This window comes from Paraburkholderia adhaesiva, from assembly GCF_021390575.1.
GTDB classification, from domain to species: domain Bacteria; phylum Pseudomonadota; class Gammaproteobacteria; order Burkholderiales; family Burkholderiaceae; genus Paraburkholderia; species Paraburkholderia adhaesiva.
On record NZ_JAJEJQ010000002.1, the window covers coordinates 1,328,818 to 1,353,172 of the forward strand.

A 24,355-nucleotide genomic window follows, 5' to 3' on the forward strand; every position below is an offset into this window, starting at 1 on the left:
GCATCGCGCGCGTCACGCCCCGCTCGGGGCACTCACGCGCGCGTGCATCATCGCTTCGAATGCGTCGGCGATGCGCTGCACGTAATCGTTCTTGTGCGCGAGTTCGCCGCCGGCGCGCTCGCGATGCACGAGCATCGTCGCGTTCGCTTCGAACACGAACACGCTGCCGTCCGGCAACAGCGTGAAATCCACACCTGCATAATCGAGATCGAGCCGCTGCCCAATGGCGGCGATCGCCTTCGCGGCACGCTCGCCGAGTGCCGCAGCGGGATCGGCGAGAAAGCGCGCTTCTTCGTCGAGCTTCCAGTGCACGCCTTCCATGCCCGCGGAGAAGTAGTGGACCATCCAGTTCGGTGAAATCGCTAGATGGTAGGGATACGGCTCGCGATCGACGAAGACCACGCGGTACTTGCGGTATGAGCCGTCGGCGTCGCGCGTGTCGCGAAAAGCGCTTACGTAGAACGGGCCGGATTGCCCGGCGAGCGCTGCTTCGAGTTCGACGGGCGTGTCGCAACGAACCAGCCCTTCTCCCCCATGCGTCGCGACAGGGCGCACGAGCAGTGGCAGTTTCAGACCGGCGGAGTCGATGCGCGCTTGCGCGTGTGCGTCTGCGGCTTCGATACGGATGCAGGGCGCAGTCTGCACGTCAGTTAAACCGCAAAGCAACGCAGGCAGCCGATCACGACGCGTGGCCGCCACACGTTCGGGCACGTTAAGCACCGGGCGCGATTCAGCAAGCGTGAATCGCTCGACGCGCGCCTGCAGTGGCGAAGCGATATCGGCGTCTCCGATGACGTTGAATGCGAGATCGAAGGGCGGCAGCAGCGCGTCTTCGTGCGGTTGGGCGTAGTCGATGGCGTATTTGATACGCGCGTTGTGCGGTGTCGGCACGAGCAGATCGAACGGCACGTTACCGGCAGAGCGCCCCGCGCACAACAGCAACACCCGGCGCACCGGCTCGCCCGACGATTCCACGTAGACGCGCTGCAACGCGTACGCGCGGTCGCGGCAACGATCGGCGATGTCGTAGCGGCCCGCCGTCGCGTGAATCGCCGCGAGATTCTGCCAGGCAGCGGCCTGCGCTGCGTCCAGATTGAGCGCGAGTTCGTACCAGCGCTGGGCGCTCGCGTGATCGCCCTTCATGAAGTAGCCCGTCGCCACCATGGCGATGCGGGACGCCCCGTCCGATGCGGTGCCTGTCGAGTGCGCGTCGAGTGCTTCGGCGGCGATCAGATGCGCGAGCGCGTCAAGTTCGTCGCCGATGGCACGCGCGCGTTGCGCCTCGTCGCGATGCTGGGAAGGTGTATCGGTTAAGGCGGAAAGCAGAGCGTCGGTCATCGGCATGCCCGCGTCGTGCGGGCCGGCAGTGGGCGAAGCGTGAAGTCTAACGGCCCGCGCAGGACCTACGCAAAGTCCGCCAGCTCGCCATCGCGCTGCGCTTGAACGTGCCGGAATGGTCCGCCGAAATCAGGGACGAAAAATGTCCAGACCCGCAAACGCCACCACGCCGCTCACCGCGATCATGGGCACCGAATGCCGGCCAAGGAACAGGATGGCTGCCGCAAGCCAGGTGGAAAGGCAAAAAGCGCCGATGCGCCGCATGATGAAACCCCGTATCTGTAACGCGTCATTATCTCCCCGGTTCACCATCACGCGCAGCCGCGAGCGCAGCGAGTCGGCGTTTAACCGGGTGGTGTGGGGGGTACGAAAAATGGTACCAAATGGCCCACCTGGAAAAAACGCGGCAAATCCGCCCTGTCACGGGACGGTACCTGATCGCCGCTCACCGCCTTGCTGGAGAAACCAATAACGTGAATATGCCCAACGACGCCCATTCACAGCCCGCGTGGACGCCCTCGCCCGAGACCGTCGCACGCGCGCGCGTCATCGAATTCACGCAGTGGCTCGCGAACGAGCGCGATCTTTCGTTCAACGACTACGACGCGCTCTGGCGCTGGTCGGTCGACGATATCGACGCTTTCTGGTCGGCGATCTGGGACTGGGCCGGCATCGCATCGGACACGCCTCGCGGCAAGGCGCTCGCCGATGCCGCCATGCCCGGCGCACGCTGGTTTCCCGGCGTGCAGTTGAACTACGTCGCACAGGTGTTCCGCCACGCCACGCCCGCGTGGCCAGCCATCGTTCATCGCAACGAGGCCGGCCGGGACGGCGAGATGAGCTGGGCCGAACTGGAGCGCCAGGTGGCCGCCCTCGCCGCCACGCTGCGTGGCATGGGCGTGCAGCGCGGCGACCGCGTCGTGGCGTTCATGCCCAACATCCCGCAAACCGTGGTCGCGTTCCTCGCGACCGCGAGCGTCGGTGCGATCTGGTCGGTCTGTGCGCCCGACATGGGCCGACTCGCAGTGCTCGACCGCTTCCGCCAGATCGAGCCCATGGTGATGATCGCCGTCGATGGCTACGAATACGCGGGCAAGTCATACGACCGCCGCACACTGCTGCGCGAGCTACTCGACGAACTGCCGAGCGTGCGCCACGTCGTGCTCGTGCCGAATCTCGATACGAACGCGAATGCCAGCGAATACACCACCGATTCGAGGCACACCGTCGCCTGGGCCGACGCCATCGCGGGCAATGCGCGGCTCGAACCCGTCTCGCTCCCCTTCGATCACCCTTTGTGGATCGTGTATTCGTCGGGCACGACCGGGCTGCCCAAGCCCATCGTTCACTCGCATGGCGGCATCGTGCTGGAGCACGTGAAGATCGCGGCGTTGCATCTCGATCTGCGCCCCGGTGATCGCTACAACTGGTATTCGAGCACCGGCTGGATCATGTGGAACCTCCAGGTGGGCGGCCTGCTCGTCGGCGCGACGCTCTGCCTCTACGACGGCAGTCCGGGCTACCCCGACCTCGGCGCGCTCTGGCGTTTCATCGGCGATGCGCGCGTCGATTTCTTCGGCGCGGGCGCTGCGTTCTTTCAATCGTGCCTGAAGGCGGGTGTCGAACCGCGCCACGTATCCGGACTGTCGCATTTGCGCGCGGTCGGCTCGACCGGCTCGCCGCTGCCGCCCGAAGCCTACCGATGGATCCTCGATCATGTCGGCGACGTGTGGATCGACACGATAGCGGGCGGTACCGATTTCGCCGGATGCTTCCTGGCGGGCGTGCCGACGCTGCCGGTCTGGCTCGGCGAAATGCAGTGCCGCTGCCTCGGCGCGCGCGTCGAAGCGTTCGACGACGCGGGCAAGCCGGTGATCGACGAAGTCGGCGAACTGGTCTGCACGGCGCCGATGCCGTCGATGCCACTGCGCTTCTGGAACGACACCAACGACACGCGCTATCGCAACAGCTATTTCGACGTCTGGCCCGGCGTGTGGCGCCACGGCGACTGGCTGCGCATCACGGCGCACGGCGGCGCGATCATCTACGGCCGATCCGACGCGACCATCAATCGCCACGGCATCCGCATGGGGACGAGCGAGTTGTATCGCGCGGTGGAGGACCTGCCGGAGGTGCTGGACAGTCTCGTGGTCGACCTCGAATACCTGGGCCGCGAATCGTACATGCCGCTCTTCATCGTGCTGCGGCCTGATCATGTGCTGACACCCGAATTGGCGACAACGATCCGCGAGCGAATCAAGGTCGCACTTTCCGCGCGCCACGTACCCGACGAGATATTTCAGGTGGAGGGCGTGCCGCGCACTCTTTCGGGCAAGAAGATGGAACTGCCGGTCAAGAAGCTGCTGTTCGGCCAGCCACTCGATAAAGTCGCCAATCCGGGAACGATGGCCAACCCGGAAACACTGGCCTGGTTCGACGCGTTCGCGCGAACGATGGACGAGCGTCGGGCAAAATGCTGAAGCGCTCAAGCCCGCCCGCCTCTGTCGCGCGGCGGGCGGCGGGCGGCGGGCGGCGGCGGTACACGTGCCCCGCATCGCCCTTCCCGACGACGGACATCCCGCTCTACAACGCGTGTGCGAGGCGCATCGGCCGGGTCAACTGAGTCGACGTCCGCCCGCCGCAATCGACGCTCTTTAGGTCGAAAACGCGCCAGCGTGTAAACTGCTGCCTTTTTTCCTTTCGTAGCATGGTGCAAGCCCCCCAGCGTACCGCGCTGAACGCACCGGCGCTCGCGCGCCTGCTCGCGCAACTGGCCGACACCAGTGTTGCCGAATCGTCGCAATCGCTCCCGGACCGCCTGAGCCAGTGGCTCGGCTGGACCGATGCCATCGCGCTGTCCGCGGCGCTGAACGGCGAGCCGCCGGGTGTCGCGGCTGGCGCACGCGCGTTCGGACGCGATGACGCGACCCTCTGCGCGAGCGTACGCAGCGCCTTGACGCGGACGATCACCCGCGAGCTTGCGCCCGCCCCGACCCGGCGCGACGCCCGTGGAGCGCCCCCGGCCGCCCCGGCGGACGAGCGCGCCGACTACGCGGAATATCGCCAGCGCTATCTGTCCCTCCAGCAGGCGATGGAAACAGATATCGGCCAGTTGCGCGCCCGTCTGCGCGTGATGCTGGCCGCCAAAACGCCAACGCTCGCCCGCCTCGCCGCAGTGGACGCGATCATGGAGCGTTCGCTCGGCGCGCGTGAGCGGAGTCTGCTGGCTTCGGTGCCCGCGTTGCTCGGTGCGCGCTTCGAGCGCCTGCGCGCAGCGGATGAGGCACTGGCCGCCGCGCAGGCCGACGGGGAATCCGCAGCGTCCACGCCCGGCGCGTGGCTCGACGGGTTCCGCAAGGAAATGCAGAGCGTGTTGCTCGCCGAACTCGAAGTTCGGTTTCAACCGGTGGAAGGACTGCTCGCAGCCCTTCGCGCCCGCTAACCAAGACGTTATGTCCCGATTCCGTTTCGACCTCGTAGTTTTTCTGGCCGGCCTGGCCGCCGTTTGCTGGATCGCCTTCGGCTATCTCGGCTCGAATCCGCTGGCGCTTGCCGTCACGTTACTGATCGGCGCCTGCTATGTCGCGGGCGCGCTCGAACTGCGGCGCTATTCGCAAGCGACCGCTACGCTCCAGCAAGCCGTGGCGTCGCTCTCCGAACCGCCCGCGACGCTCGACGCCTGGCTCGACCGGCTTCATCCCGGACTGCGCGGGGCGGTGCGCCTGCGCGTGATGGGTGAACGCGTCGCCTTGCCCGGCCCCGCGCTAACGCCGTATCTGGTCGGCCTGCTCGTCCTGCTCGGGATGCTCGGCACGCTACTCGGCATGGTCGCCACGCTCAAGGGCACGGGCGCGGCGCTTCAGAGCGCGACGGACCCGCTTGCGATCCGCGCGTCGCTCGCCGCGCCGGTCAAGGGCCTTGGCTTCGCCTTCGGCACATCCATCGCGGGCGTGGCGACGTCGGCCATGCTCGGCCTGATGTCGGCGCTTGCCCGCCGCCAACGCAGCGAGGCTGCGGAGCCGCTCGACACAAAGATCGCGACGACCCTGCGTGTGTTCTCGCATGCGCATCAGCGCGACGCGAGCTTCAAGCTGATGCAGCGGCAGGCCGAGGCGATGCCCGTTCTCGTCGATCGCCTTCAGGCGATGATGCAAGCCATCGAGCAACAGAGCCTCGCCCTGAACGAACGTCAGATCGCCATGCAGCAGCAGTTCCTCGGCAAGACCGAGGCGACTTATGCGGAACTCGCCGGCTTTGTCGCGCGCTCGCTCAAGGAAAGCGCCGCCGACGGCGCTAGAGCCGCGAGCGCCGCAATCCAGCCCGTCGTGGAGACCACGATGGCAAGCCTCAAAGCCGAAACGGCCGCGCTGCACAGCGTCGTGACGCAAGCGGTCGAGCGCCAGCTTGCCGGACTCTCTGGCGGCCTCGAAACGACGACCGCCGCCGTATCGACGCTCTGGCACGACGCGCTCGCGGATCACCGCCGGTCGAACGATGCGCTCGCCGCCGATCTGCGCACATCGCTGGATCGCTACGCCGAAACCTTCGAGCAACGTTCGGCGGGTCTGCTCGACGGTGTGGCCGCGCGTCTCGACAACGCGGCGGGTACGGTGTCGGAAAAATGGAGCGAGGCGTTGGCGTTGCAGTCGAGCACCAGCGAAAAACTCGCTGCAAACCATGAGCAGGCGCTCTCCGCGGTTGCTGCGACGTTCGAGCAACGCGCGGCGGCGTTGCTGCACACCGTGGACGAATCGCACACGAAGCTGCAATCGAGCCTCGCGTCCGGCGACGAGGCGCGGCTCGCCGCATGGCGCGAGAGCGTTGCCTCGATGAGCGCGACGCTGCGCGAGCACTGGGACGGCGCAGCCGCGCAAACCGTCGACCGGCAACAGGCAATCTGCGACACGCTGGAACGCACCGCGAGCACCGTCACGGCGCAGACGCAGGCTCAGGCGCGCGACACGATCGAGAGTGTCGCCTCGATGAGCGCGACGCTGCGCGAACACTGGGACGGTGCAGCCGCGCAAACTGCCGACCGGCAGCAGGCGATCTGCGACACGCTGGAACGCACCGCGAGCGCCATCACGGCGCAGACGCAGGCCCAGGCGCGCGACACGATCGAGAGCGTCGCCTCGATGAGCGCGACGCTGCGCGAGCACTGGGACGGCGCAGCCGCGCAAACCGCCGAACGGCAGCAGGCAATTTGCGACACGCTGGAACGCACCGCGAGCGCCATCACGGCGCAGACGCAAGCCCAAGCACGCGATACGATCGAGAGCGTCGCTTCGATGAGCGCGACGCTTCGCGAGCACCTGGACGGCGCAGCCGCGCAAACGGCCGACCGGCAACAGGCGATCTGCGACACGCTGGAGCGCACCGCAAACGCAATCACGGCGCAGACGCAGGCCCAGGCGCGCGACACGATCGACGAGATCGGGCGGCTCGTACAGGCGGCATCGGAAGCGCCGCGCGCCGCCGCTGAGGTTGTCGCCGAACTACGACAGAAGCTCTCAGACAGCATGGCGCGCGACAACGCGATGCTCGAAGAACGCAGCCGCCTGCTCACCACACTCGAAACCCTGCTCGACGCCGTGAATCACGCGTCCACGCAACAGCGCGGCGCGATCGATGCGCTCGTCGGCACGTCGGCGGACCTGCTCGAACGCGTCGGCAAACGATTCACCGATCGTGTGGAATCCGAAGTAAGCCAACTCGACGGTATTGCCGCGCAGGTCACGAGCGGCGCCATTGAAGTCGCGAGCCTCGGCGACGCGTTCGGCGCCGCCGTACAGGCATTCGGCGAATCGAACGACAAGCTCGTCGCGCATCTGGAGCGTATCGAAGGCGCACTCGACAAGTCGCTCACACGCAGCGACGAGCAACTTGCCTACTACGTCGCGCAGGCGCGCGAAGTGATCGACCTGAGCATGCTGTCGCAACGGCAGATCATGGAAGACCTGCAACAGCTTGCGGATCGGCGCGCCGACGTGCGCGCCGCAGCGGGAGCCGACGCCGAATGAGCGAGGATATCGACGGCGGCGTAGAGCCGACGACGCCAATCTGGGCCGCCTTCAGCGACCTGATGTCGGTGCTTCTGGGCGCGTTCGTGCTGATACTCGTGGCTGTGATCGGCGTGCAACTCGAACTCTCGACGAAGCTGGACGATGCGGTCAAGCAGCGTCAACTGGAATCGCAGCGGCGCAAGACGCTCGAAGACGCGCTGGCGGGACCGCTCGCATCGGGACGCGTCACGCTGGTCAATGGACGCATCGGCATCAGCGGAAGCGTGCTGTTCGCGCAAAACTCCGATCAGCTGCAACCCGAAGGCCGCGACCTGCTCAAGAGCCTCGCCGAACCGCTCGCGGCCTACCTGAAAGCCCACGACGAGATCCTGATGGTGAGCGGCTTCGCGGACGACAAGCAGGTGCGCTCAGGCAACCATCAATTCGCGGATAACTGGGAGCTGTCGGCACAGCGCGCGTTGACGGTGACGCGCGCATTCATCGACCAGGGCGTGCCGTCGTCGTCGGTGTTCGCGGCCGCATTCGGCTCCCAGCAGCCGGTGAGTTCGAACGCCGACGCTAACGGACGCGCGAAGAACCGGCGCGTGGAGATCGCGCCGGTCCCGCGATCGACGGCTTCTGGCGGAGAGCGCAGTGAGTGACGAAGCGACGGCGGATGAGGCTCAAGCCAGCGCGTCGCGAGCGTGCGAAATGAAACAGACCAACCCCATGCGTTTGCGCTTCGTCGAGGCGCTGGAGCGCCGCAGCGCGGATCACGGCGGAAAAGCGCGAGCGTTGCTGGATGCCAGGTTATCCGAACTAAATGCGCAGCACGCGGTTCGACCTGTCCTCCGTGCGCCCACCGAGGACATGGCGGAGCGCAAACCCGCTCCCGGTCCGCTGGGCGAACTGGCTGATTCGGTGGCCGGCCACGCACGGCCGTCGGCGCCTGAGATGCTCGACTACTTCCGCAAGATCTGGGCAAGTCTGCGCACCGAGAACCATTTGCGCCAGTCACTCGGACAGGTTCCGCAAAACGCCGGTCCGCTCAATTCGAACAGCCTCGTGCACCGATCACTTTCGCTGATGCGCGAACTTTCGCCCGGCTACCTGCAGCACTTTCTTTCCTACGTGGATACGCTGTCCTGGCTGGAACAACTCGGCGGCAGCGAGGCGCCCGCGAGCAAGGAAACACCGCGCACCGCCAGCGGCAGGAAAAGCACGCGCAGCAAGTCACGCTAACGCCGCGGGCACTTCGATCGGCAAAAGCAGCGGTCACCCAAGCGCCTTCGCATCGCTCTGCGGAGCGCGCCACAGCGCATGTTGCCGGCACCGCCATTCGTCCATGACCAGGATTGCCAGCGCGAGCGCTGCTGCCCACTCCTTGAGCAGCCGTGCCGTCAGCGTGCCGCACGGCGCGCCCTCTCACGACTCACCGCCTGAAACGGCCGCGTACTGCGGCAGCGCAGCATCGCGCGGAAACACGACGAGTTTCATCGACGAACTCGAACTGACGTGAGGACACCAACACGCCACATGGCGCACATGCGGGATTTCCCCTGGCTCAAGACTGAACGCGCGAATTCAGGGCCGGGTATCCGTTATGATGCGAGCGGATCCTCATCGCTTACCCGTCGTCCCCTCAATCACGGAGACATCGATGCAGATGCGTTGTTTTTGCGTGACCCATCACGGCCAGCCGCTCGAACTGATGCACCAGGACATCCCTCAACCGCAGGGCACGGAAGTGTTGCTGCGCGTGAAGGCGGCGGGCCTGTGCCATTCGGATCTGCATATCTGGGAAGGCTTTTACGATATGGGCGGCGGCAAGAAACTCTCGCTCGCCGATCGTGGGATCAAGCTGCCGCTCACGCCCAGCCATGAAATATGCGGTGAAGTCGTCAGCGCCGGCCCCGATGCGGGTCCCGTGCAAACCGGCATGGTCGCCGTCGCGTATCCGTGGATCGGTTGCGGCGCGTGTGCGGCCTGTCTGCGTGGCGAAGAAAACATCTGCTTGAAACCGCAATCGCTCGGCATCATGCGCGCGGGCGGTTTTGCCGACTATGTGATCGTGCCGCACCCGCGCTACCTCGTGGATCTGGGCGGTCTCGATCCCGTGAAAGCCGCCCCGCTCGCCTGTGCGGGCATCACCACGTATTCGGCCATCAAGAAGTTTGGCGAGCGCATTCATGAAACGCCGGTGGTCGTGATCGGCGCGGGCGGCCTCGGGCTCATGGCCATCGAAGTGCTCAAGGCCCTTGGTGGCCGTGGCGCGATCGTCGTCGATATCGACGCGGGAAAACGCGAGGCCGCCTTGAAGGAAGGCGCGCTCGCCGCGATCGACGCCCGCGCGAGCGACGCCGCAAAACAGATTGCCGATGCCGTGGGCGGCGGCGCGCGCGCCGTGCTCGATCTCGTGGGTGCGACGCCCACCGTGACGCTCGCGCTCGACGCGTGCGCGCGTGGCGGGCACATCGTGATCGTGGGGCTGATGGGCGGCGACATCACGCTGCCATTGCCGACCATCCCGATGCGGCCGCTGCGGATCGAAGGGAACTACGTGGGGACGCTGGCAGAGTTGCGCGAGCTCGTCTCGCTGATGCGCGACGGCAAGATCCGTCCTGTGCCGGTGTCGAGCCGACCGCTCGACGAGGTCAATGATGCGCTAACGGCGTTGCACGAAGGCCGCGTCGTCGGACGGCAAGTGCTCGTGCCGTGAGTGGGTGCTGAACCACGAAAGCGCGAAAGTTGAACGGAACCCTAGTCCCAGAAGTTGCGAAACGCCACCGCGACGATCACGGGCACGCAGAGCACTAACGGAATCGCGAAGTACGGGATCTCCAGATCGACGATCCAGCTGTAGACCAGCCAGCCGACGCCCGCGCCGAGCGTAGCCACTCCCACCAGCGCGGTGAGGGTATTCAGCAACCACTTGGGCGGCTGCTTGCGCTTGGGTCCTTGCTTGGGCCCTTGCGTAGGTTCGTTCTTCGGTGCGGGGTTCATCTTCTGGGTGTTGGCAAAAGCGTCTTGATCCGGGCCTTCAATCGCGCACATTTTACTCCCCCGCGCAATGCGCCCTCACGGGTTTCGCATGCCCACGGAGACAGCAACCGGACGACCCACGCCATCGCGACTGCGTCTGCGCGAGGTCGGACAGACGTAGCCGCTACGCCGGTTGACGTGGCTCGTCCGCCGCCAGCAGCACGCCCTTCTTGAAAACGAAGCAGCCATAGCCGCGCTGCTCGCCGGTGGCAATCACGCAGTACGCGCGCCGCGCACGCTCGTAGAAAGCGAAGCGCTCGAGCGACGCGAACGGCACCTCGCGCCCCTCGCCCGCATTGACTTCGCGTTGCGCCTCCTGCTGCACTGCGGGCAACGCATGCGGATCGCCCACCACTTCCATGCGCAGCGCCGGATGATCGACGAAACTGTCCAGCGGCAACACCGAGAGCACCGCGCGCACGGCGCGCGGCGAGTCCACGCCGTCAAGCCGCAGCAACCGGCCGAGCACGCTTTCGCGTGCGAGCGCATCGGCGGGAAAATTCGCGTCGCAGATCACGACTTCGTCGCCGTGCCCCATCGAAGCCAGCGCGTGCAACACATCGGCGTTGAGCAGCGGATCCAGATTCTTCAGCACGGCGTCGCCTCCATCGAGTTTGATCGCGGGTTTTGACCGCGGATTTGATCAGCAACGCAGCGTGTGCGTCTCGCACGCATCGTACCGCGCACCGCGTTCGCGTCACAAGCTGGCGCGCCGGCTTGCCTCCCGGGAGCGGCATGACTTCGCCGCGCCGCGAACGAACATGCAGCGGCGCACACCGTCCACGCGCGACGCCCCCGCCGACAGCGACGCCAGCAGCACACGCCAACCGATGGCAAAATGACCGGTCTGCCGTTTCCGGCGAAGCTTGCACGCGCAGCTATCCGCGTGCGCCCGCCTCACTCCACCGTTGAAGAGGACCGCCCCATCATGACGTCCAGCGTGAAACCCTATCCGGATACCCAGATCTATGTCGACGGCGCGTGGCGCGCTGGCGCGCGCACGATTGCCGTGGTCGACCCCGCCACCGAAGCGGAAATCGGCCGGCTGAGCCTCGCCGGCGAGGCGGATCTCTCCGATGCCGCTGAATCCGCCGCGCGCGCGTTCCGCGAATGGCGCAAGGTTTCGCCGCTCGAGCGAAGCAAGCTCATGCGCCAAGCAGCGCAATTGCTGCGCGAACGTGCCGACGACGTCGCCGCAGTCATGACGCGCGAACAAGGCAAGCCGCTCGCCGAAGCGAAAGTCGAAACGCTCGCGGGCGCCGACATCATCGACTGGTTCGCCGAAGAAGGCCGCCGTACCTATGGCCGCGTGATTCCGTCGCGCGCCGACGCGGTCCGCCAGATCGTCACGCGCGAGCCCGTCGGTCCGGTCGCGGCATTCACGCCGTGGAATTTCCCGCTGAATCAGGCGGTGCGCAAGGTGTCGGCGGCGCTGGCGTCGGGCTGTACCGTCGTGCTGAAAGGACCGGAAGAAACGCCTGCGAGCTGCGCGGCGCTCGTGCAGGTGTTCATCGACGCAGGCGTGCCCGCCGGCGTCCTGAATCTTGTGTTCGGCGTGCCTGCTGAAGTGTCGTCGTATCTAATCGCGCATCCGGCGATCCGCAAGATCTCGTTCACGGGCTCAACGCCGGTGGGCAAGCTGCTCGCCGCGAAGGCCGGCGAACATATGAAGCGCGTCACGATGGAGCTGGGCGGACACGGGCCCGCGATGGTATTCGCGGACGCCGACGTGCCGCGCGCAGCGAAGCTCCTCGCGCTGGCGAAGATCCGCAACGCGGGACAGGTCTGCATCTCGCCCACCCGCTTCATGGTGCAGGACGCCGTGTACGACGAGTTCGTCGAGCATTTCGTCGCCACCCTGCGCACCGTCAAGGTCGGCAACGGATTCGACGAAGGCGTGCAAATGGGCCCGCTCGCCAACGACCGCCGGCTCGCGGCGATGGAGCGCCTCGTCGCCGATGCGCGCGAGCACGGGGCGAAAATCCTGACTGGCGGCGAACGCATCGGCCGCGAAGGCTATTTCTTCGCGCCGACCGTTTTGACCGACGTGCCGCTTTCGGCCCGCATCATGAACGAAGAGCCGTTCGGCCCGCTCGCGCCGGTCTCGCGTTTCTCGACCTACGATGACGCAGTGACGGAAGCCAACCGGCTGCCGTGGGGTCTCGCCGCGTATGCGTATACGCGTTCGGGCGCGACTTCCGCAGCGCTGTCCGGGGACATTGAATCGGGGATGCTGTCGATCAACCACCACGGCCTCGCACTGCCTGAAACGCCATTCGGTGGTGTGAAGGACTCGGGTTACGGCTCCGAAGGCGGCAGCGAAGCGATGGATGCGTACCTGGTCACGAAGTTCGTCACCGAACATCGTTGATCTCGATGTGCCACTGCGTGCATATGCACGCAGTGGCACGACCCGTCATAACTCTGGCCACGCGCGCGGATGTTGAGGTAGCCCGTCCGCGATCTGCACCCACGCGAGCTTCTGGGACGTCCACGTATGATGCGCAGGCGGCGCGTCACCGGGGCGATCGAGACTGCCCGTCGCGACATCGATTTCATCCGCAAACATAGCGTGCCGATAAGTCAGCGGCGTGCCGCAATCCGTGCAAAAGGCACGCTCGACTCGCGGACTCGATTCGTAGATGCGCGGTGTTCCCGTGACGACGCGAAAAGCGGCTAAGCGCACGCTCAGCCACGCCGTAAACGGCGCCCCCGACGCGCGCCGGCAATCGTTGCAGTGACACGCCGTGCAGTCCACAGGCTCGCCAGCGATCTCGTAGCGAATCCTTCCGCATTGACAGCCGCCAGTCATCATTACTTCCTCCGTTTGCAGACGTATTGCAAATCAGCGCGCGCTGACAACGAGCCACTGGCCGTCATCGAGCGCCTTCGAACCGGCAGAATACGCGCCGGACAGCAGCGAAAAAACATGGAATAGAACGCGTCGAGAGACTGTTCGCATCAGTACCGGCCACCGCGGCCTTTGACTGGACCGATCATGTCTTCCCGTTTCGCACAACTCCCGTCCGTACTTTCGATTCAGCCTTGCCTCGCGCCCAACCCTGCACGACACCGGGCCCGATCATGAATCGTCCAACCATCTGCATCCCCTGCCGGCTCGCAGCCATAGCAGCCGTGACAGGCTGTGCCGCGCTCGCGTTCGCCTGGACCGCCGGATGGCTCACGCCCCGACGCGTCAATGCGCCCCATATCGTCGATACGTTCGAAGCAAACTATGGCACGCATCCGGGCTACCGTCGCAATCACGCGAAGGGAATCTGCGTGGAGGGCCAGTTCGAAAGCAATGGCAATGGTGCAAAGGTGTCGAGCGCCGAAGTATTCGCGCCGGGCCGCACGCCCATTGTCGGGCGTTTCGCGATTCCCGGCAGCAACCCGTCGGCACCCGATAGTAGCGTCCCCGTGCGCAGCATGGCGCTGCTATTCCAATTGCAAGATGGCGAACAATGGCGCACGGGGATGAATTCGACGCCGGTGTTTCCCGTGCATACGCCGCAGCAGTTCTACGGGCAACTCGTTGCATCGAAGCCAGATCCGGCCACCGGCAAGCCCGACGCGGCGAAGCTCGATGCGTTCAATCGCGCGAACCCTGAGACACTGCCATTCCGGCAATGGGTCAAGACGCACGCGCCTTCGTCGAGCTTCGCGAATACCGCGTTTTACAGCATCAACGCGTTCATCGCGACCGATGCAGGCGGACAGCACCATGCGATCCGCTGGCAGACGGTTCCTGAAACGCCTTACGCCCCTCTATCCGCCGAAGCAGCGGAACGGCCCGACTTCCTCTCCGACGATCTCGACGCACGCCTCGCGCAAGGCCCGCTGCGCTGGCACCTCGTGCTCACGGTCGCGCAGCCCGGCGACCCCACGAACGACGCGACGCAAGCATGGCCCGCCAGCCGCGAGCAGATCGACGCAGGCACGCTCGTACTTCAGCGCGCCTCGGCGCAGAGCGAAGGCGTATGCCGCGACGTGAACTTCGACCCGACCATTCTCCCGGCCGGCCTGACGCCCTCGGACGACCCGTTGCTGGCCGCCCGCTCCGCCGCCTATGCCGTTTCGTTCAACCGCCGCACGCGAGAAGAAGCGAAGTCCGCGGCATCGCACGGAGACGCGCAGCCATGAAGCAGCCGCAACATCACTTCAGCGCGTTTGCGCGCCTGCTTCATTGGTCGATGGCAGTACTGATCATTGCAATGCTGTTCGTCGGCGTGGGAATGGTGTCGACCGTTTCGCGGCTGCACACGACGCTGCTCGCAGTGCACCGGCCGCTCGGCATTGCGCTGCTGGGGCTCGTGATCGTACGCGCGGTCGTGCGTCTCGTGCGCGGTGCGCCGCCGTTGCCTCGCGATCTTTCTGCCTGGCAGCGTGCCGCCGCGCATGCATCGCATCTCGCGCTCTACGTCCTGATGATGGCGATGCCGTTAATCGGGTGGTCGATGCTCTCGGCAGGAGGTTATCCGGTCGTGATGTTCGGCGGCGTTCACCTGCCGCCCATCGCGCCACACAACGTCGCGCTGTATGCGTGGCTACGCGCAGCCCATACCTGGTTCGCGCTGGCGCTCTTCTCGATCGTGCTGTTGCATCTGGGCGCCGCGCTCTTCCATGGACTGATCCGCCGCGACGGTGTGCTCGCGAGCATGCTGCGGGGCGAGGCTCGCACTCAAACGACGCGCGCCTGAAGCGCACGCCGGGCCGCGCATTTGATAGTGGGCAGGAGACGCATGCCGTGCCCGGACGGACGCTTTTCCTCGTGCTATTCTGGCGCGCAAATCCCCAAAGAGGCCCCGCCATGTCCCCACTTGCCGCCGTCGTCAGCATCCTCGCCGCCGTCCTGCTCGGCGCCATGAGCCCGGGACCGAGCTTCGTGCTCGTCGCCCGCAACTCGATCGGACTGTCGCGCCGCGACGGCGTCGCCACCGCGCTCGGCATGGGCACTGGCGCGATCTGCTTCGCAGGCATCGCGCTCGCCGGCCTCTACACCGTGCTCGCCACCGTCGCATGGCTCTATGCCGGGCTCAAGATCGCGGGCGGCGCGTACCTGCTCTACATCGCCTCGCGCATCTGGCGTGGCGCGGCGCAGCCGATCTCGATGGACGGTACCGCTTCGACGGTCAGTCGTCCGGGCAAGTCGTTCTGGGTCGGCCTGACCACGCAACTGAGCAACCCGAAGACGGCCATCGCCTACGGCAGCATCTTCGTCGCGCTCCTGCCGCACAATCCTCCGCTGTGGTGCTATTTCGCGCTGCCGCCATTCGTGTTCGCGATCGAAACCGGGTGGTACACCGTGGTCGCGCTCTGCTTTTCGAGCCAGCGTCCGCGCGAGCTTTATCTGCGTGCCAAGCGCTGGATCGACCGCGCTGCAGCTGGCGCCATCGCCGCGCTCGGTCTGCGGCTCATTTTCACTGCGGGACACCGCGGACTGTGACTGCCGCTCACTCATTGCGGCAACGCTCGTTGGCGTAGGTGAGCTTTCGGGCGACTCACCTACTCATGAACCAAAAATTGCGATATGCATTGGGCGTCAGCGCGCTGACTGGCTTTGTAATTTCGCTCGTTGTCCATGTAAGTGCGCTGATGGGCTTCAATCTCGCAGCGACCATTCCGTCCATCTGGGCACTCCATGCTGGTGTTTTTGTCGTCTTTGCTCCGTTTGTTTTTCTATGTCGGAAGGAACTGGGAGGCAAAGGCAATTTGTGGCTCTTGTGGAAAGGCGTACCAAACTGGGTTGCTGTACTGGGCGGTATGATTTTCGTCTACGTGGTCATGAACTTTCTCCTGTTCATGCTTCACACTGAAGGCGGAATGCCTGCGGTTCAGGATGGTAAATACGTCCTCTTGAATCACGGTAAATTTATCCGGCAGTTAACTCCCTCCGAGTTCACCGCGTTCAAGGCCAACGAATTGAGAGGATTCTCCGGTCACTGGTTGCTCTTTTATTTTGTCCCAGCAGCCTACTTTCTGTTCTGGAAGTCGGCCAGAGCGGAACCAGTTCGCGGGCGCACTGGCACAGTATTGTGACCGACTTCGGGCCGCAGTCCGGGAGCGCAAGTCCGCCTGTCTGATGGCTGCAGCAAAGGCCAGCCGGCCGAGCTTACTTGAACTTATATGCTCTCGCCTGAGCTTCGATCGCCGCCGGATCGAAGCGATTGATCTCGCCAATGATTTCGTTTGTGACGATGTCCTTCACGTCGACCCTTTCGGGTATCACCTTCCATTTCAAAAGGAAATCAGCCAAGGCGGCGTAGTTCGCCTCGGAGCTTTCACCCCATTTCCGGACCCCCGCCTTGTCAAGCTTCCAGTTGACGACGCGCGCCTGCAATACCTTGACGTCATCGGCAAGTGCCGTTGCCTCATCCTTGCCGGTCGGTTTCGTCTGCGGGTAGACGTCCCACACAATCCGCACCGCCGCCTCCGGATTGGCGATAGCAAATATTGTCCCCTTCGCATAGCCTTCGGCGAGGGCCACCGCCTCCTGACGACGGTTCCGCAGCGTCTCATCGAGAGCCATCAAGCCATTCGCCGGGAAATGTTCGATCTCGCCGGTGGGAAGCATCCGGAGTTTGACGCCCGCGTTCTCGACCAGTGCGTACTGCGTATCGTATTGGCTGAGGGCGTCGACCTGTTTCGAGCGCACCAACGCCGCAGTCTGTGCCCCTTCTCCCACAACCACGATGGTAATGTCGGTGTCCGGGTTCATCCCGTTCGTCGCCGCTATCGCTCGAGCTTCGATCACGCCGTTCGCCGACATCGAACTGACGCCGATCTTCTTGCCCTTGAGGTCGGCAACACTTCTGATGGAACTTTCTTTTGGTACGGCAATACCGTCGATGTTGCTTTGGTAGGCGGTATAGAAGATTTTTCCTTTGACGCCCTGCGGGTGAATAATTGCAAGCGGATCGACCGTGGCCAGCGCAAAGACCACCTCGCCTCTGGCCAATTGCTTTACGCACTCGGTCGAGCCAGGCAGCGGCACGAGTTCAACCTTGATCCCCGATTGCCTGTACCAGCCGAGCTTGGTGGCTATCGCGAAGGGTGCCACTGCGGAGGACACCGTCCGGGCGCACCAACCGACCTTGATCGTATCGTCCGCCGCGGCGTCGCGTAGCGACAGGGAAGCCATAACCGTCATTGCCACTGCAACCAGGAGGACGCGATTCATGGCTTGCCTCCTGAGATCGGATGCATTGTTTTTTCGGACGTATCCCAGAACAGTACCCGACGTCGGATAAAGTGAATGCACGCGTTAAGAGCGAGGCCCATTACCGAAAGGATGAGCAGCACGGAAAACTGGCCGGCAACGTCGAGCGTGAAGTTCATGCTCTGTATCAACATTCCCAGCCCTGCGTTCGCGCCGACGAATTCTGCGACGATCGCACCGATGAGGGCGAAGATCATGGCGATCTCGACTCCCGCGATAATGAACGGCAACGCAGTCGGTAAGCGCAGCATCCAGAAAATCTGGAACTCGCTTGCCGCGAGCGAGCGCATCAGGTTGACCCGATCCTCGTCGGCCGAGCGCAGTCCGACAATGGTGTTGACCATCAGCGGAAAGAACGCGGTCAACGCCGCCTGCACCACTTTCGACATGATGCCGAGGCCGAACCAGATGATGATCAATGGCGCCAGTGCGACTTTCGGCGTGGCCTGAAACATCACGATGAACGGATAGAGGAAATACTCGACGCGCCGGCTCATCGCGACCGCGGCGCCCACGACGAGCGCCAGGACCGAGCCAGCAACAAAGCCGAGCAGCGTCTCGGCGAAAGTGATTCCCAGATGTGAGATATAGAGGCCGCTCGACAGACCGTGCCACAGCGCAATCAGTACGCTCGACGGTGTTGGCAGGATGAACTTCGGGATCGCGAGAATACGTACCGTCGCCTCAAGGATCACCAGCACTCCGACGACTAGCAGCAGACGGAGAATAGACAAGCGCAAAGGCATCATGCGATCACTCCTTTCGCCTCCACACCGGCGCGGATGCGACGTATGTGCGCGCCGAATTCAGACGACGTCATGACGTCGAGGGTGCGCGGACGAGGAAGGTTGATCGCAACATCGTCTTTGATGCGGCCCGGCCTGGGTGTCATGACCACTACGCGATCGGCCAGAAATGCGGCCTCAGTGATCGAATGTGTGATGAAGAGCACCGTTTTCCTGCGCTCCAGCCACACGCGCTGCAACTCGAGGTTCATCTGCTCGCGCGTCATCGCGTCGAGCGCGGCAAATGGCTCGTCCATCAAAAGGATGGCGGGATCGTGCACGAGGGCGCGGATGAGGGCAACGCGCTGCTGCATACCACCGGACAGTTCCCACGGATAGCGGTGCTCGAAACCCTGCAATCCGACGAGGGCAAGAAGCTGGAGGGCGTGGCTCCGCATTCGGTCGCGCGCGAGCCCCTGTACGTCAGCCGGAAGCAGCACGTTATTGAGTACGCTACGCCACGGGAAGAGCACCGGTGACTGGAAGACAACTCCAATGTCGCGGCGCGGGCCTTCGATCGGCCTGCCGCGAAGGCGCGCCTCGCCGCGGGAGGCTGGCATCAACCCAGCCAGGATCTTGAGCAGCGTTGACTTACCACAGCCGGAGGGCCCAACAACAGCGACAAACTGGCCGTCGGCGATAGTGAGATTGATATCGTCAAGCGCTAGAACGGACTCGCCCCCCCTCTCATAGGACTTTGAGAGCCGCGCGACGGCGATAAACTCACTCAAGAGTTGCGCGTCGTTTGCAGACGAGGATATCGCATCAGGTTCCGCGGCGAGTCCCTTCGATTGGGCTGGCGCGTGGCGTGGACGACCGATCCTGAATAGCCGGGCAGAAGTCACAGTCCTCCTCCCCGCCGATTGCTGTGGTCTGAGTATGGCATTTATTGACTGCAATACAAGGCAAGCGCGTCCTCGCGGAACGGTTAGCCAATTGCATCTCACAGCTTGAACAGCCGCATCGCACCAGACGTAATGGATGGCCTGGCCGTTCGCCAGGCGGCCACAGCTTTCAATTATCAAACGGCGGTTTGCTCCGCCACCTCCAGGGCGCCGGCTGCTGGTTACGGGCTACGATCGCAGACGCCGCGATCTCTTTGCGTCCCAACCATGCGGCCGCCATAATCCGCAGCGAAATCGCGGGGAAATCACGAGATACATCTCACCTGCTTTCAGTTACGACGTTTTTTCGCGTGACGTGAAATGCTGGTGTCGAGTGTGTTTCTGCGTCGCGGCCGAGATGGCGTGTTGTATCGACGCTGGTCGTTAACTAACTGCCGAATCGCGATCTGCATCCGCGTATCAATGAAACCGTTCGGCGTGAGCCAGTATGCCGCGACCGAGTCCCCCGGCTATCAGCACGCTACCGTCACCTAGCAACGTAGCCGTATGCTGCTCGCGCGCCCAGCTCAGGCTTGCGGCCTGCGTCCAGGTACCCGTGGTGGGATCGTAGAGCTCGTCCGAGTAGAGATCGCTCCCGGACAGACCGGCGGCTGCAAGCACCCTGCCGTTGGGCAGCAACGTGGCAGTCAGGAAGTCGCGCGCATGGATGAGGCTGCCGGTCGATGTCCACGTGCCTGTGGCAGGGCTGTACCGCTCGACTGACGAGAGTTCTGTGTTTCCGTCCGTTCCGGCTATGGCAAGCACCGTACCGTCACTCAGTAACGCGGTGGCGAAGTTAGTGCGCACCTGACTCATGCTGCCCGTGGGTGACCAGGTGCCCGTTGCCGGATTGTAGAGTTCCGCAGAAGAAAGGACGCCTGAATCACTCGTCCCGCCCACGACCAGGACAAGGCCGTTGGCCAGCAGCGTGGCAGTATGGAAAAAGCGCGCTTGCGTCATGGCGCCCGTTAGTGACCAACTTCCCGTCGCCGGGTTGTACAGTTCGGCCGACGACAGCGCTCCCGCCTTGCCCTCGCCGCCCGCTACGAGCACGAGGCCGTTGGGTAACAGCGTGGCCGTGTGGCTATCACGCGCATTAATCATGCTGCCGGTCGACGACCAGCTACCCGAGGCCGGGTCGTACAACTCCGCCGACGACTGTTCACTGCCGGCGCCCGCTTTAAATCCACCGGCCACGAGCACGCGGCCGTTCGGGAGCAGCGTCGCCGAGTGGGCTTGCCGCGCCTGGGTCAGGTTGCCGGTCGATGTCCAGGTGTTGGCAACCGGATCGTACAGTTCGGCAGAGGCAGTGGTTTGCTTTCTTCGTCCCCCGGCGACGAGGACCTGGCCATTGAGCAAGAGCGTGGCCGTGTGCTGGAACCGTGCCTGATTCATCGAGCCTGCAGGTGTCCACTGTCCGGTCACCGGGTTGTCGACGCTAATGACGATCTGCACCGAGACGCTGCCCGCGCTGTTGCTGCCGGTAATCGTGTAGGTTGTCGGCGGCTGCACCGTGGTCGGTGTACCACTGATCGCGCCTGTCTGCGGATTGATGCTCAATCCGTCAGGTAGCGCTGGCGACACCGAGAAGAAGGTTATTTCATCGCCGGTGGACAGCGGCTCGTCGTATGAGATCGGATGGCCCACTAGATAGACGGGAGCCAGATCCCAATAGCTGAGGCTCGTCGGTGGCTGAGTTACAGCGTGGACCTCGATCGTGAGCTGGGTCTCGACAGAGTCGACGCTGTTGCTGCCGATCACCGTGTAGACGGTCGGTGGGCTTACTGCCTCGGGGGTGCCCGAGATGATGCCTGTTTGCGGATCGAACTGAAGCCCCGCCGGCAGGGCCGGCGAGATGCTGTACAGCGTGATCTCTCCGCCTGTGGCGATCGGTGTGTTGGGAATGATCGGCGCGCCGGTCGTATAAATCACAACGGCGTTCAGGTAATTCAGGGTTTCCGGGGCGATCGCCTGGGCCTTGACCTCGATTTCGACCTTGATCGACTCGCTGCCCGCAGCATTGCTGGCGCTGATCGTATAAGTGGTGTCGGGAGAGACGCTGTTTGGCTTGCCGCTGATCGCGCAGGTACGAGGGTCGAGAGATAGTCCAGCGGGCAGAGGCGGCGACACGCTGCACTGCGTGATGGGGCTGTTGCTGCTGAGCGTATTGGGAATAATTGCAGTGCCCTGCGTGTAGACAACCTCGACGTCGCGTTCGGTCAATCCGGCCGGTGCGGTCAGTGGCGTGCTCTTGACGCCTCCATCACCATTGCTGCAACTCGCAGCAAGCATCGCAGCAAGTAGCAGCACGCAGGTTTCGACTTGCCTTGAACGCATGGATTCGACCCTCGCTCACTTTTATCAGCTTAGGTCGCATGGCGAAAAAATCAGCCAGAAATAGCGGCGAGCGCGTGATGGCTTGCGTGTCTTCTCTTCGCGTTGCCACAGCGGGTGATCGACTTATTTCCGCGGCTGAACCAACCTTCCCGCTTACGTCTCGGATCGGCTGACTGTCTCGGCCATTCCGCTCTGGCTGCGCAGATACGCTGGTTAGGAAACGTGCCCGGCGACGCGTGGCGTGGACATGGCATCTGCATAGCGTCTGATCGGGCAGCAGACCTCGCTTATGCTTCCCGGTGCTTAATTGTCCGAAAGACCACTTCTAGCTTTATCAATTGCGCAAACTCGCCCATAAACTACCGCGGCTGCCGCAATAGGTATCAGCGGGAAAAGCAAAGTCATTAGCAACACCTCCCAGTCCAGATCAGACATCTTCCGCCGGTCCAATACAGAATGCTGCGGGGCAGTCGGATCATAAAAAACCGTGACATCAGCACCGGTCGGTCTGTTGGCAGCGGCAGCAATAGCACTGTCTTCTGAATTGAAGCCTGCAACCTCGAATCGCCCCGTCAGGTCTCTATTTCCTGCGCTATACGGTTTGCCTTCGACGACGTACGAATAGGACCAGACCGGATACCAGTCGGTACGGCCTTTCGAAGTAGTCGAGCCGACCCGGACTGCTTGAATTTGCCCTTTTACTGAGGGCCAAGCCTGCTCGTCATGCAAATTCAAGGCCATACGGAGCGTCTGGTATGGAGGTATGGTTGCGAAGCAAGCAATCACGAACAAATAGACTGCGATTTTTTTCATCGTCGCCGGACTAGCCTTTTGAGTTTGCGCTGTAGCTGCTCCGTCAACTGGCGCGTTCGATCCAATTCCTGATGCCAGTGCTTGCTCGCCGTCCCCTGGTTTCCTCTGCATCAACTGCATCAGAACAAACACCACTGGCACCGCTACGATCAGGGCTACCGTAGTTGACGCCCAGTTCAGGTGTGCAATAAGGGCTATTTGAAGCACAAAAATAATAGCGGCCGTTACCCGTAATACAAGGCGACCAATACCGGAAATCACCATGCTGTCCCCCGCAATAGGCAAATGACTCTGAGAAACCGTATTCAATGGTCGCGGCGCTGTCGCAACAGTTCTTACGTGCCATTGGCGGCGACGATTTGTCGGCCAGGATAACAGAACACACATGGCCAAAATGTTCGCAATCGTACTGACGTTCAGCACTTCCCTCGTAACCAGTACTTTGAACGACTGCTGTCGATTTGCTTGATAGTCCGCTCCAGATCGAACAGAGCCCTTCCCCGGAAATCTGCGAAGAACCATTTTCTTTCGCATCGTCCTTGACAATCTACCTTCCAGTAGATAAATTAGCCTCCATGGAAACGAAATCGACTGTTCGCGAACAACTCCTGGATCACGCCATTGCGCTGATGATGAGGCGCGGCTACAACGGGTTCAGCTACCGCGATCTTTCAGACCTGGTCGGTGTCAAGACGTCGAGCATCCACTACTACTTCCCTTCGAAAGACGATCTGGCGCTCGAAGCAGTGCGCCAATACAGCGACGAAGTGATGGCTGGCCTGCAAGCGGTCGATGCTGCACTGCCGGCGAACGTAAAACTCACTGCGTACACGAAGGCGTTCGGCAAGACGCTCGGCGACGGCAATCAGATCTGCCTGTGCGGCATGCTGGCCGCGGACATCGATTCGCTGCCCGACGGCGTGCGCAAAGCGGTGCAGGCATTCTTTCGCGCCAACGAAAACTGGCTGGCGAAGGTGTTAGCCGCCGGCGTGTCGGAAGGGACACTCGTGATCAACGGCAGCGCCGAAAGTTCGGCGCGGGCGCTGTTCGCTGCCCTGCAGGGCAGCGCGCTGGCGAGCCGCCTGTTTCATGCGAAGTCGCGACTGGAAGACGTGGACGCGATGTGGAGAAAACGCGCGGCCTGATCTTCCCGTCTGGAACACGATGCAAGGCGGTGCTCCGTCTTCTTTTTGGGGCAAGTTATCTATCTTCTGATAGATAAACAGCGAAATTCAGAAACAGAGCGCCGGCCGTCACTTTGTATCAGTATTTGATTGCGGCCAGATTTTCTTTCGAGGACGAGGATCATGTACCCGAAACGGATTAAGGCATTTGTCGTGACGAGTGGATTGGCGAAAGCCTCGCGTCACGCGCCCGCTCCGGCGCCGATCTACTACTGCGCGAAACAAACGCACCCCACAAGCGATCGATATCGATCTGCATAGCCAATCATTTTCCCGCTGAAGTCCCTTTCTACAGCAACACCCACCAGGAGTCCGTCATGTCGATCGAAAAAGTGCTCTACACCGCTCACGCCCACGTCACCGGAGGCCGCGATGGCCGTGCCGTCGTGCCCGAAAGCAACCTCGACCTCAAACTCACCACCCCACGCGAACTCGGCGGCGCGGGCGGCGCGGGCACGAACCCGGAGCAACTGTTCGCATCGGGGTACAGCGCCTGCTTCATCGGCGCGATGAAGTTCGTCGGCGCGCGCGACAAGATTGCGATTCCCACCGACGTTGCCATCGACGCCAGCGTCGGTATCGGACCGATTCCGAACGGCTTCGGCATCGAGGTCGAACTGAAGATCTCGCTGCCCGGCATGGACCGTGCTGCCGCGCAGGCGCTCGTCGACAAGGCGCATATCGTGTGCCCTTACTCCAACGCGACGCGTGGCAACATCGACGTGACGCTTACCCTCGTCTAAGCTGCGCC

At 63.4% G+C, this 24,355-nt stretch carries 23 protein-coding genes; 13 read left to right on the forward strand and 10 right to left on the reverse strand.

All coding sequences use genetic code 11. The annotated features are described in order from the left end of the window. Nucleotides 1-12: 12 nt before the first annotated feature. Nucleotides 13-1,338, reverse strand: a complete 1,326-nt coding sequence (locus tag L0U80_RS21645; RefSeq protein WP_233869813.1) for an ATP-grasp domain-containing protein — start codon at nucleotides 1,336-1,338, stop codon at nucleotides 13-15. A gap of 129 nt (nucleotides 1,339-1,467) precedes the next feature. After that, on the reverse strand, nucleotides 1,468-1,650 hold the full coding sequence (locus L0U80_RS21650; protein WP_233871584.1) for a hypothetical protein: 183 nt from the start codon (nucleotides 1,648-1,650) through the stop codon (nucleotides 1,468-1,470). 167 nt (nucleotides 1,651-1,817) lie between these two features. On the opposite strand from L0U80_RS21650, the gene L0U80_RS21655 reads away from it, so the two are divergent. The 6 genes from L0U80_RS21655 to L0U80_RS21680 all read left to right on the forward strand — a co-directional run bounded on the left by L0U80_RS21655 (nucleotide 1,818) and on the right by L0U80_RS21680 (nucleotide 10,059). Then, on the forward strand, nucleotides 1,818-3,818 hold the full coding sequence (locus tag L0U80_RS21655; RefSeq protein ID WP_233871508.1) for an acetoacetate--CoA ligase: 2,001 nt from the start codon (nucleotides 1,818-1,820) through the stop codon (nucleotides 3,816-3,818). A 227-nt stretch (nucleotides 3,819-4,045) separates the two neighbouring features. Next, a complete protein-coding gene (locus L0U80_RS21660) occupies nucleotides 4,046-4,780 on the forward strand; it encodes a DUF3348 domain-containing protein (protein WP_233869817.1) in 735 nt (244 codons plus the stop codon). Between the two features lie 10 nt (nucleotides 4,781-4,790). Next, nucleotides 4,791-7,358, forward strand: a complete 2,568-nt coding sequence (locus L0U80_RS21665) for a DUF802 domain-containing protein (protein ID WP_233869820.1) — start codon at nucleotides 4,791-4,793, stop codon at nucleotides 7,356-7,358. Next, nucleotides 7,355-8,002, forward strand: coding sequence for an OmpA family protein (locus L0U80_RS21670; RefSeq protein WP_233869823.1), 648 nt, complete (start codon nucleotides 7,355-7,357; stop codon nucleotides 8,000-8,002). The genes L0U80_RS21665 and L0U80_RS21670 overlap by 4 nt, the downstream gene beginning before the upstream one ends. A 49-nt stretch (nucleotides 8,003-8,051) precedes the next feature. Beyond that, the gene (locus L0U80_RS21675) at nucleotides 8,052-8,582 is read left to right on the forward strand and encodes a DUF2894 domain-containing protein (protein ID WP_267954858.1); all 531 of its coding nucleotides are present in this window, start codon (nucleotides 8,052-8,054) and stop codon (nucleotides 8,580-8,582) included. A gap of 424 nt (nucleotides 8,583-9,006) precedes the next feature. Beyond that, nucleotides 9,007-10,059, forward strand: a complete 1,053-nt coding sequence (locus L0U80_RS21680) for an alcohol dehydrogenase (protein WP_233871509.1) — start codon at nucleotides 9,007-9,009, stop codon at nucleotides 10,057-10,059. A 41-nt stretch (nucleotides 10,060-10,100) separates the two neighbouring features. On the opposite strand, the gene L0U80_RS21685 is transcribed toward L0U80_RS21680, so the two are convergent. Continuing rightward, nucleotides 10,101-10,343 (reverse strand): hypothetical protein, encoded by a 243-nt coding sequence (locus tag L0U80_RS21685; protein ID WP_233871511.1) that lies wholly within the window; start codon nucleotides 10,341-10,343, stop codon nucleotides 10,101-10,103. A 163-nt stretch (nucleotides 10,344-10,506) separates the two neighbouring features. Next, nucleotides 10,507-10,977 carry an RbsD/FucU family protein gene (locus tag L0U80_RS21690; RefSeq protein ID WP_233869829.1) on the reverse strand — a complete coding sequence of 157 codons (471 nt, stop codon included), beginning with the start codon at nucleotides 10,975-10,977 and terminating at the stop codon, nucleotides 10,507-10,509. 333 nt (nucleotides 10,978-11,310) lie between these two features. Between L0U80_RS21690 and L0U80_RS21695 the strand changes: the two genes are divergently transcribed. Beyond that, nucleotides 11,311-12,753: an NAD-dependent succinate-semialdehyde dehydrogenase gene (locus L0U80_RS21695; RefSeq protein WP_233871513.1), complete on the forward strand. Its 1,443-nt coding sequence runs from the start codon at nucleotides 11,311-11,313 to the stop codon at nucleotides 12,751-12,753. A gap of 45 nt (nucleotides 12,754-12,798) precedes the next feature. On the opposite strand, the gene L0U80_RS21700 is transcribed toward L0U80_RS21695, so the two are convergent. Further along, nucleotides 12,799-13,197, reverse strand: coding sequence for a GFA family protein (locus tag L0U80_RS21700; RefSeq protein WP_308444879.1), 399 nt, complete (start codon nucleotides 13,195-13,197; stop codon nucleotides 12,799-12,801). 269 nt (nucleotides 13,198-13,466) lie between these two features. Here L0U80_RS21700 and L0U80_RS21705 point away from each other — a divergent pair, with 269 nt between their 5' ends. The 4 genes from L0U80_RS21705 (at nucleotide 13,467) to L0U80_RS21720 (ending at nucleotide 16,421) form a co-directional block, all read left to right on the forward strand. Further along, the gene (locus tag L0U80_RS21705; RefSeq protein ID WP_233869832.1) at nucleotides 13,467-14,525 is read left to right on the forward strand and encodes a catalase family peroxidase; all 1,059 of its coding nucleotides are present in this window, start codon (nucleotides 13,467-13,469) and stop codon (nucleotides 14,523-14,525) included. Continuing rightward, the gene (locus tag L0U80_RS21710) at nucleotides 14,522-15,082 is read left to right on the forward strand and encodes a cytochrome b (protein ID WP_233869835.1); all 561 of its coding nucleotides are present in this window, start codon (nucleotides 14,522-14,524) and stop codon (nucleotides 15,080-15,082) included. The genes L0U80_RS21705 and L0U80_RS21710 overlap by 4 nt, the downstream gene beginning before the upstream one ends. 110 nt (nucleotides 15,083-15,192) lie before the next feature. After that, the gene (locus L0U80_RS21715; RefSeq protein WP_233869837.1) at nucleotides 15,193-15,828 is read left to right on the forward strand and encodes a LysE family translocator; all 636 of its coding nucleotides are present in this window, start codon (nucleotides 15,193-15,195) and stop codon (nucleotides 15,826-15,828) included. A gap of 65 nt (nucleotides 15,829-15,893) precedes the next feature. Then, nucleotides 15,894-16,421, forward strand: coding sequence for a hypothetical protein (locus L0U80_RS21720; protein ID WP_233869839.1), 528 nt, complete (start codon nucleotides 15,894-15,896; stop codon nucleotides 16,419-16,421). 73 nt (nucleotides 16,422-16,494) lie between these two features. Here L0U80_RS21720 and L0U80_RS21725 read toward each other — a convergent pair whose 3' ends face one another. From L0U80_RS21725 to L0U80_RS21745, 5 genes are all read right to left on the reverse strand, one after another. Next, nucleotides 16,495-17,562: an ABC transporter substrate-binding protein gene (locus L0U80_RS21725; RefSeq protein ID WP_233869841.1), complete on the reverse strand. Its 1,068-nt coding sequence runs from the start codon at nucleotides 17,560-17,562 to the stop codon at nucleotides 16,495-16,497. Beyond that, nucleotides 17,559-18,350, reverse strand: a complete 792-nt coding sequence (locus L0U80_RS21730; protein ID WP_233869844.1) for an ABC transporter permease — start codon at nucleotides 18,348-18,350, stop codon at nucleotides 17,559-17,561. Before L0U80_RS21730 ends, L0U80_RS21725 begins: the two co-directional genes overlap by 4 nt. Beyond that, nucleotides 18,347-19,117 carry an ABC transporter ATP-binding protein gene (locus L0U80_RS21735; RefSeq protein ID WP_233869847.1) on the reverse strand — a complete coding sequence of 257 codons (771 nt, stop codon included), beginning with the start codon at nucleotides 19,115-19,117 and terminating at the stop codon, nucleotides 18,347-18,349. The genes L0U80_RS21730 and L0U80_RS21735 overlap by 4 nt, the downstream gene beginning before the upstream one ends. A gap of 573 nt (nucleotides 19,118-19,690) precedes the next feature. Next, the gene (locus tag L0U80_RS21740) at nucleotides 19,691-21,607 is read right to left on the reverse strand and encodes a putative Ig domain-containing protein (RefSeq protein WP_233869850.1); all 1,917 of its coding nucleotides are present in this window, start codon (nucleotides 21,605-21,607) and stop codon (nucleotides 19,691-19,693) included. Nucleotides 21,608-21,910: 303 nt separating this feature from the next. Then, nucleotides 21,911-22,684: a DUF3592 domain-containing protein gene (locus L0U80_RS21745; RefSeq protein ID WP_233869853.1), complete on the reverse strand. Its 774-nt coding sequence runs from the start codon at nucleotides 22,682-22,684 to the stop codon at nucleotides 21,911-21,913. A 311-nt stretch (nucleotides 22,685-22,995) separates the two neighbouring features. On the opposite strand from L0U80_RS21745, the gene L0U80_RS21750 reads away from it, so the two are divergent. Together L0U80_RS21750 and L0U80_RS21755 are read left to right on the forward strand one after the other, a co-directional pair. After that, nucleotides 22,996-23,565: a TetR/AcrR family transcriptional regulator gene (locus tag L0U80_RS21750; protein WP_233869856.1), complete on the forward strand. Its 570-nt coding sequence runs from the start codon at nucleotides 22,996-22,998 to the stop codon at nucleotides 23,563-23,565. A gap of 356 nt (nucleotides 23,566-23,921) precedes the next feature. Further along, nucleotides 23,922-24,347, forward strand: a complete 426-nt coding sequence (locus L0U80_RS21755; RefSeq protein WP_233869873.1) for an organic hydroperoxide resistance protein — start codon at nucleotides 23,922-23,924, stop codon at nucleotides 24,345-24,347. Nucleotides 24,348-24,355: the final 8 nt, after the last annotated feature.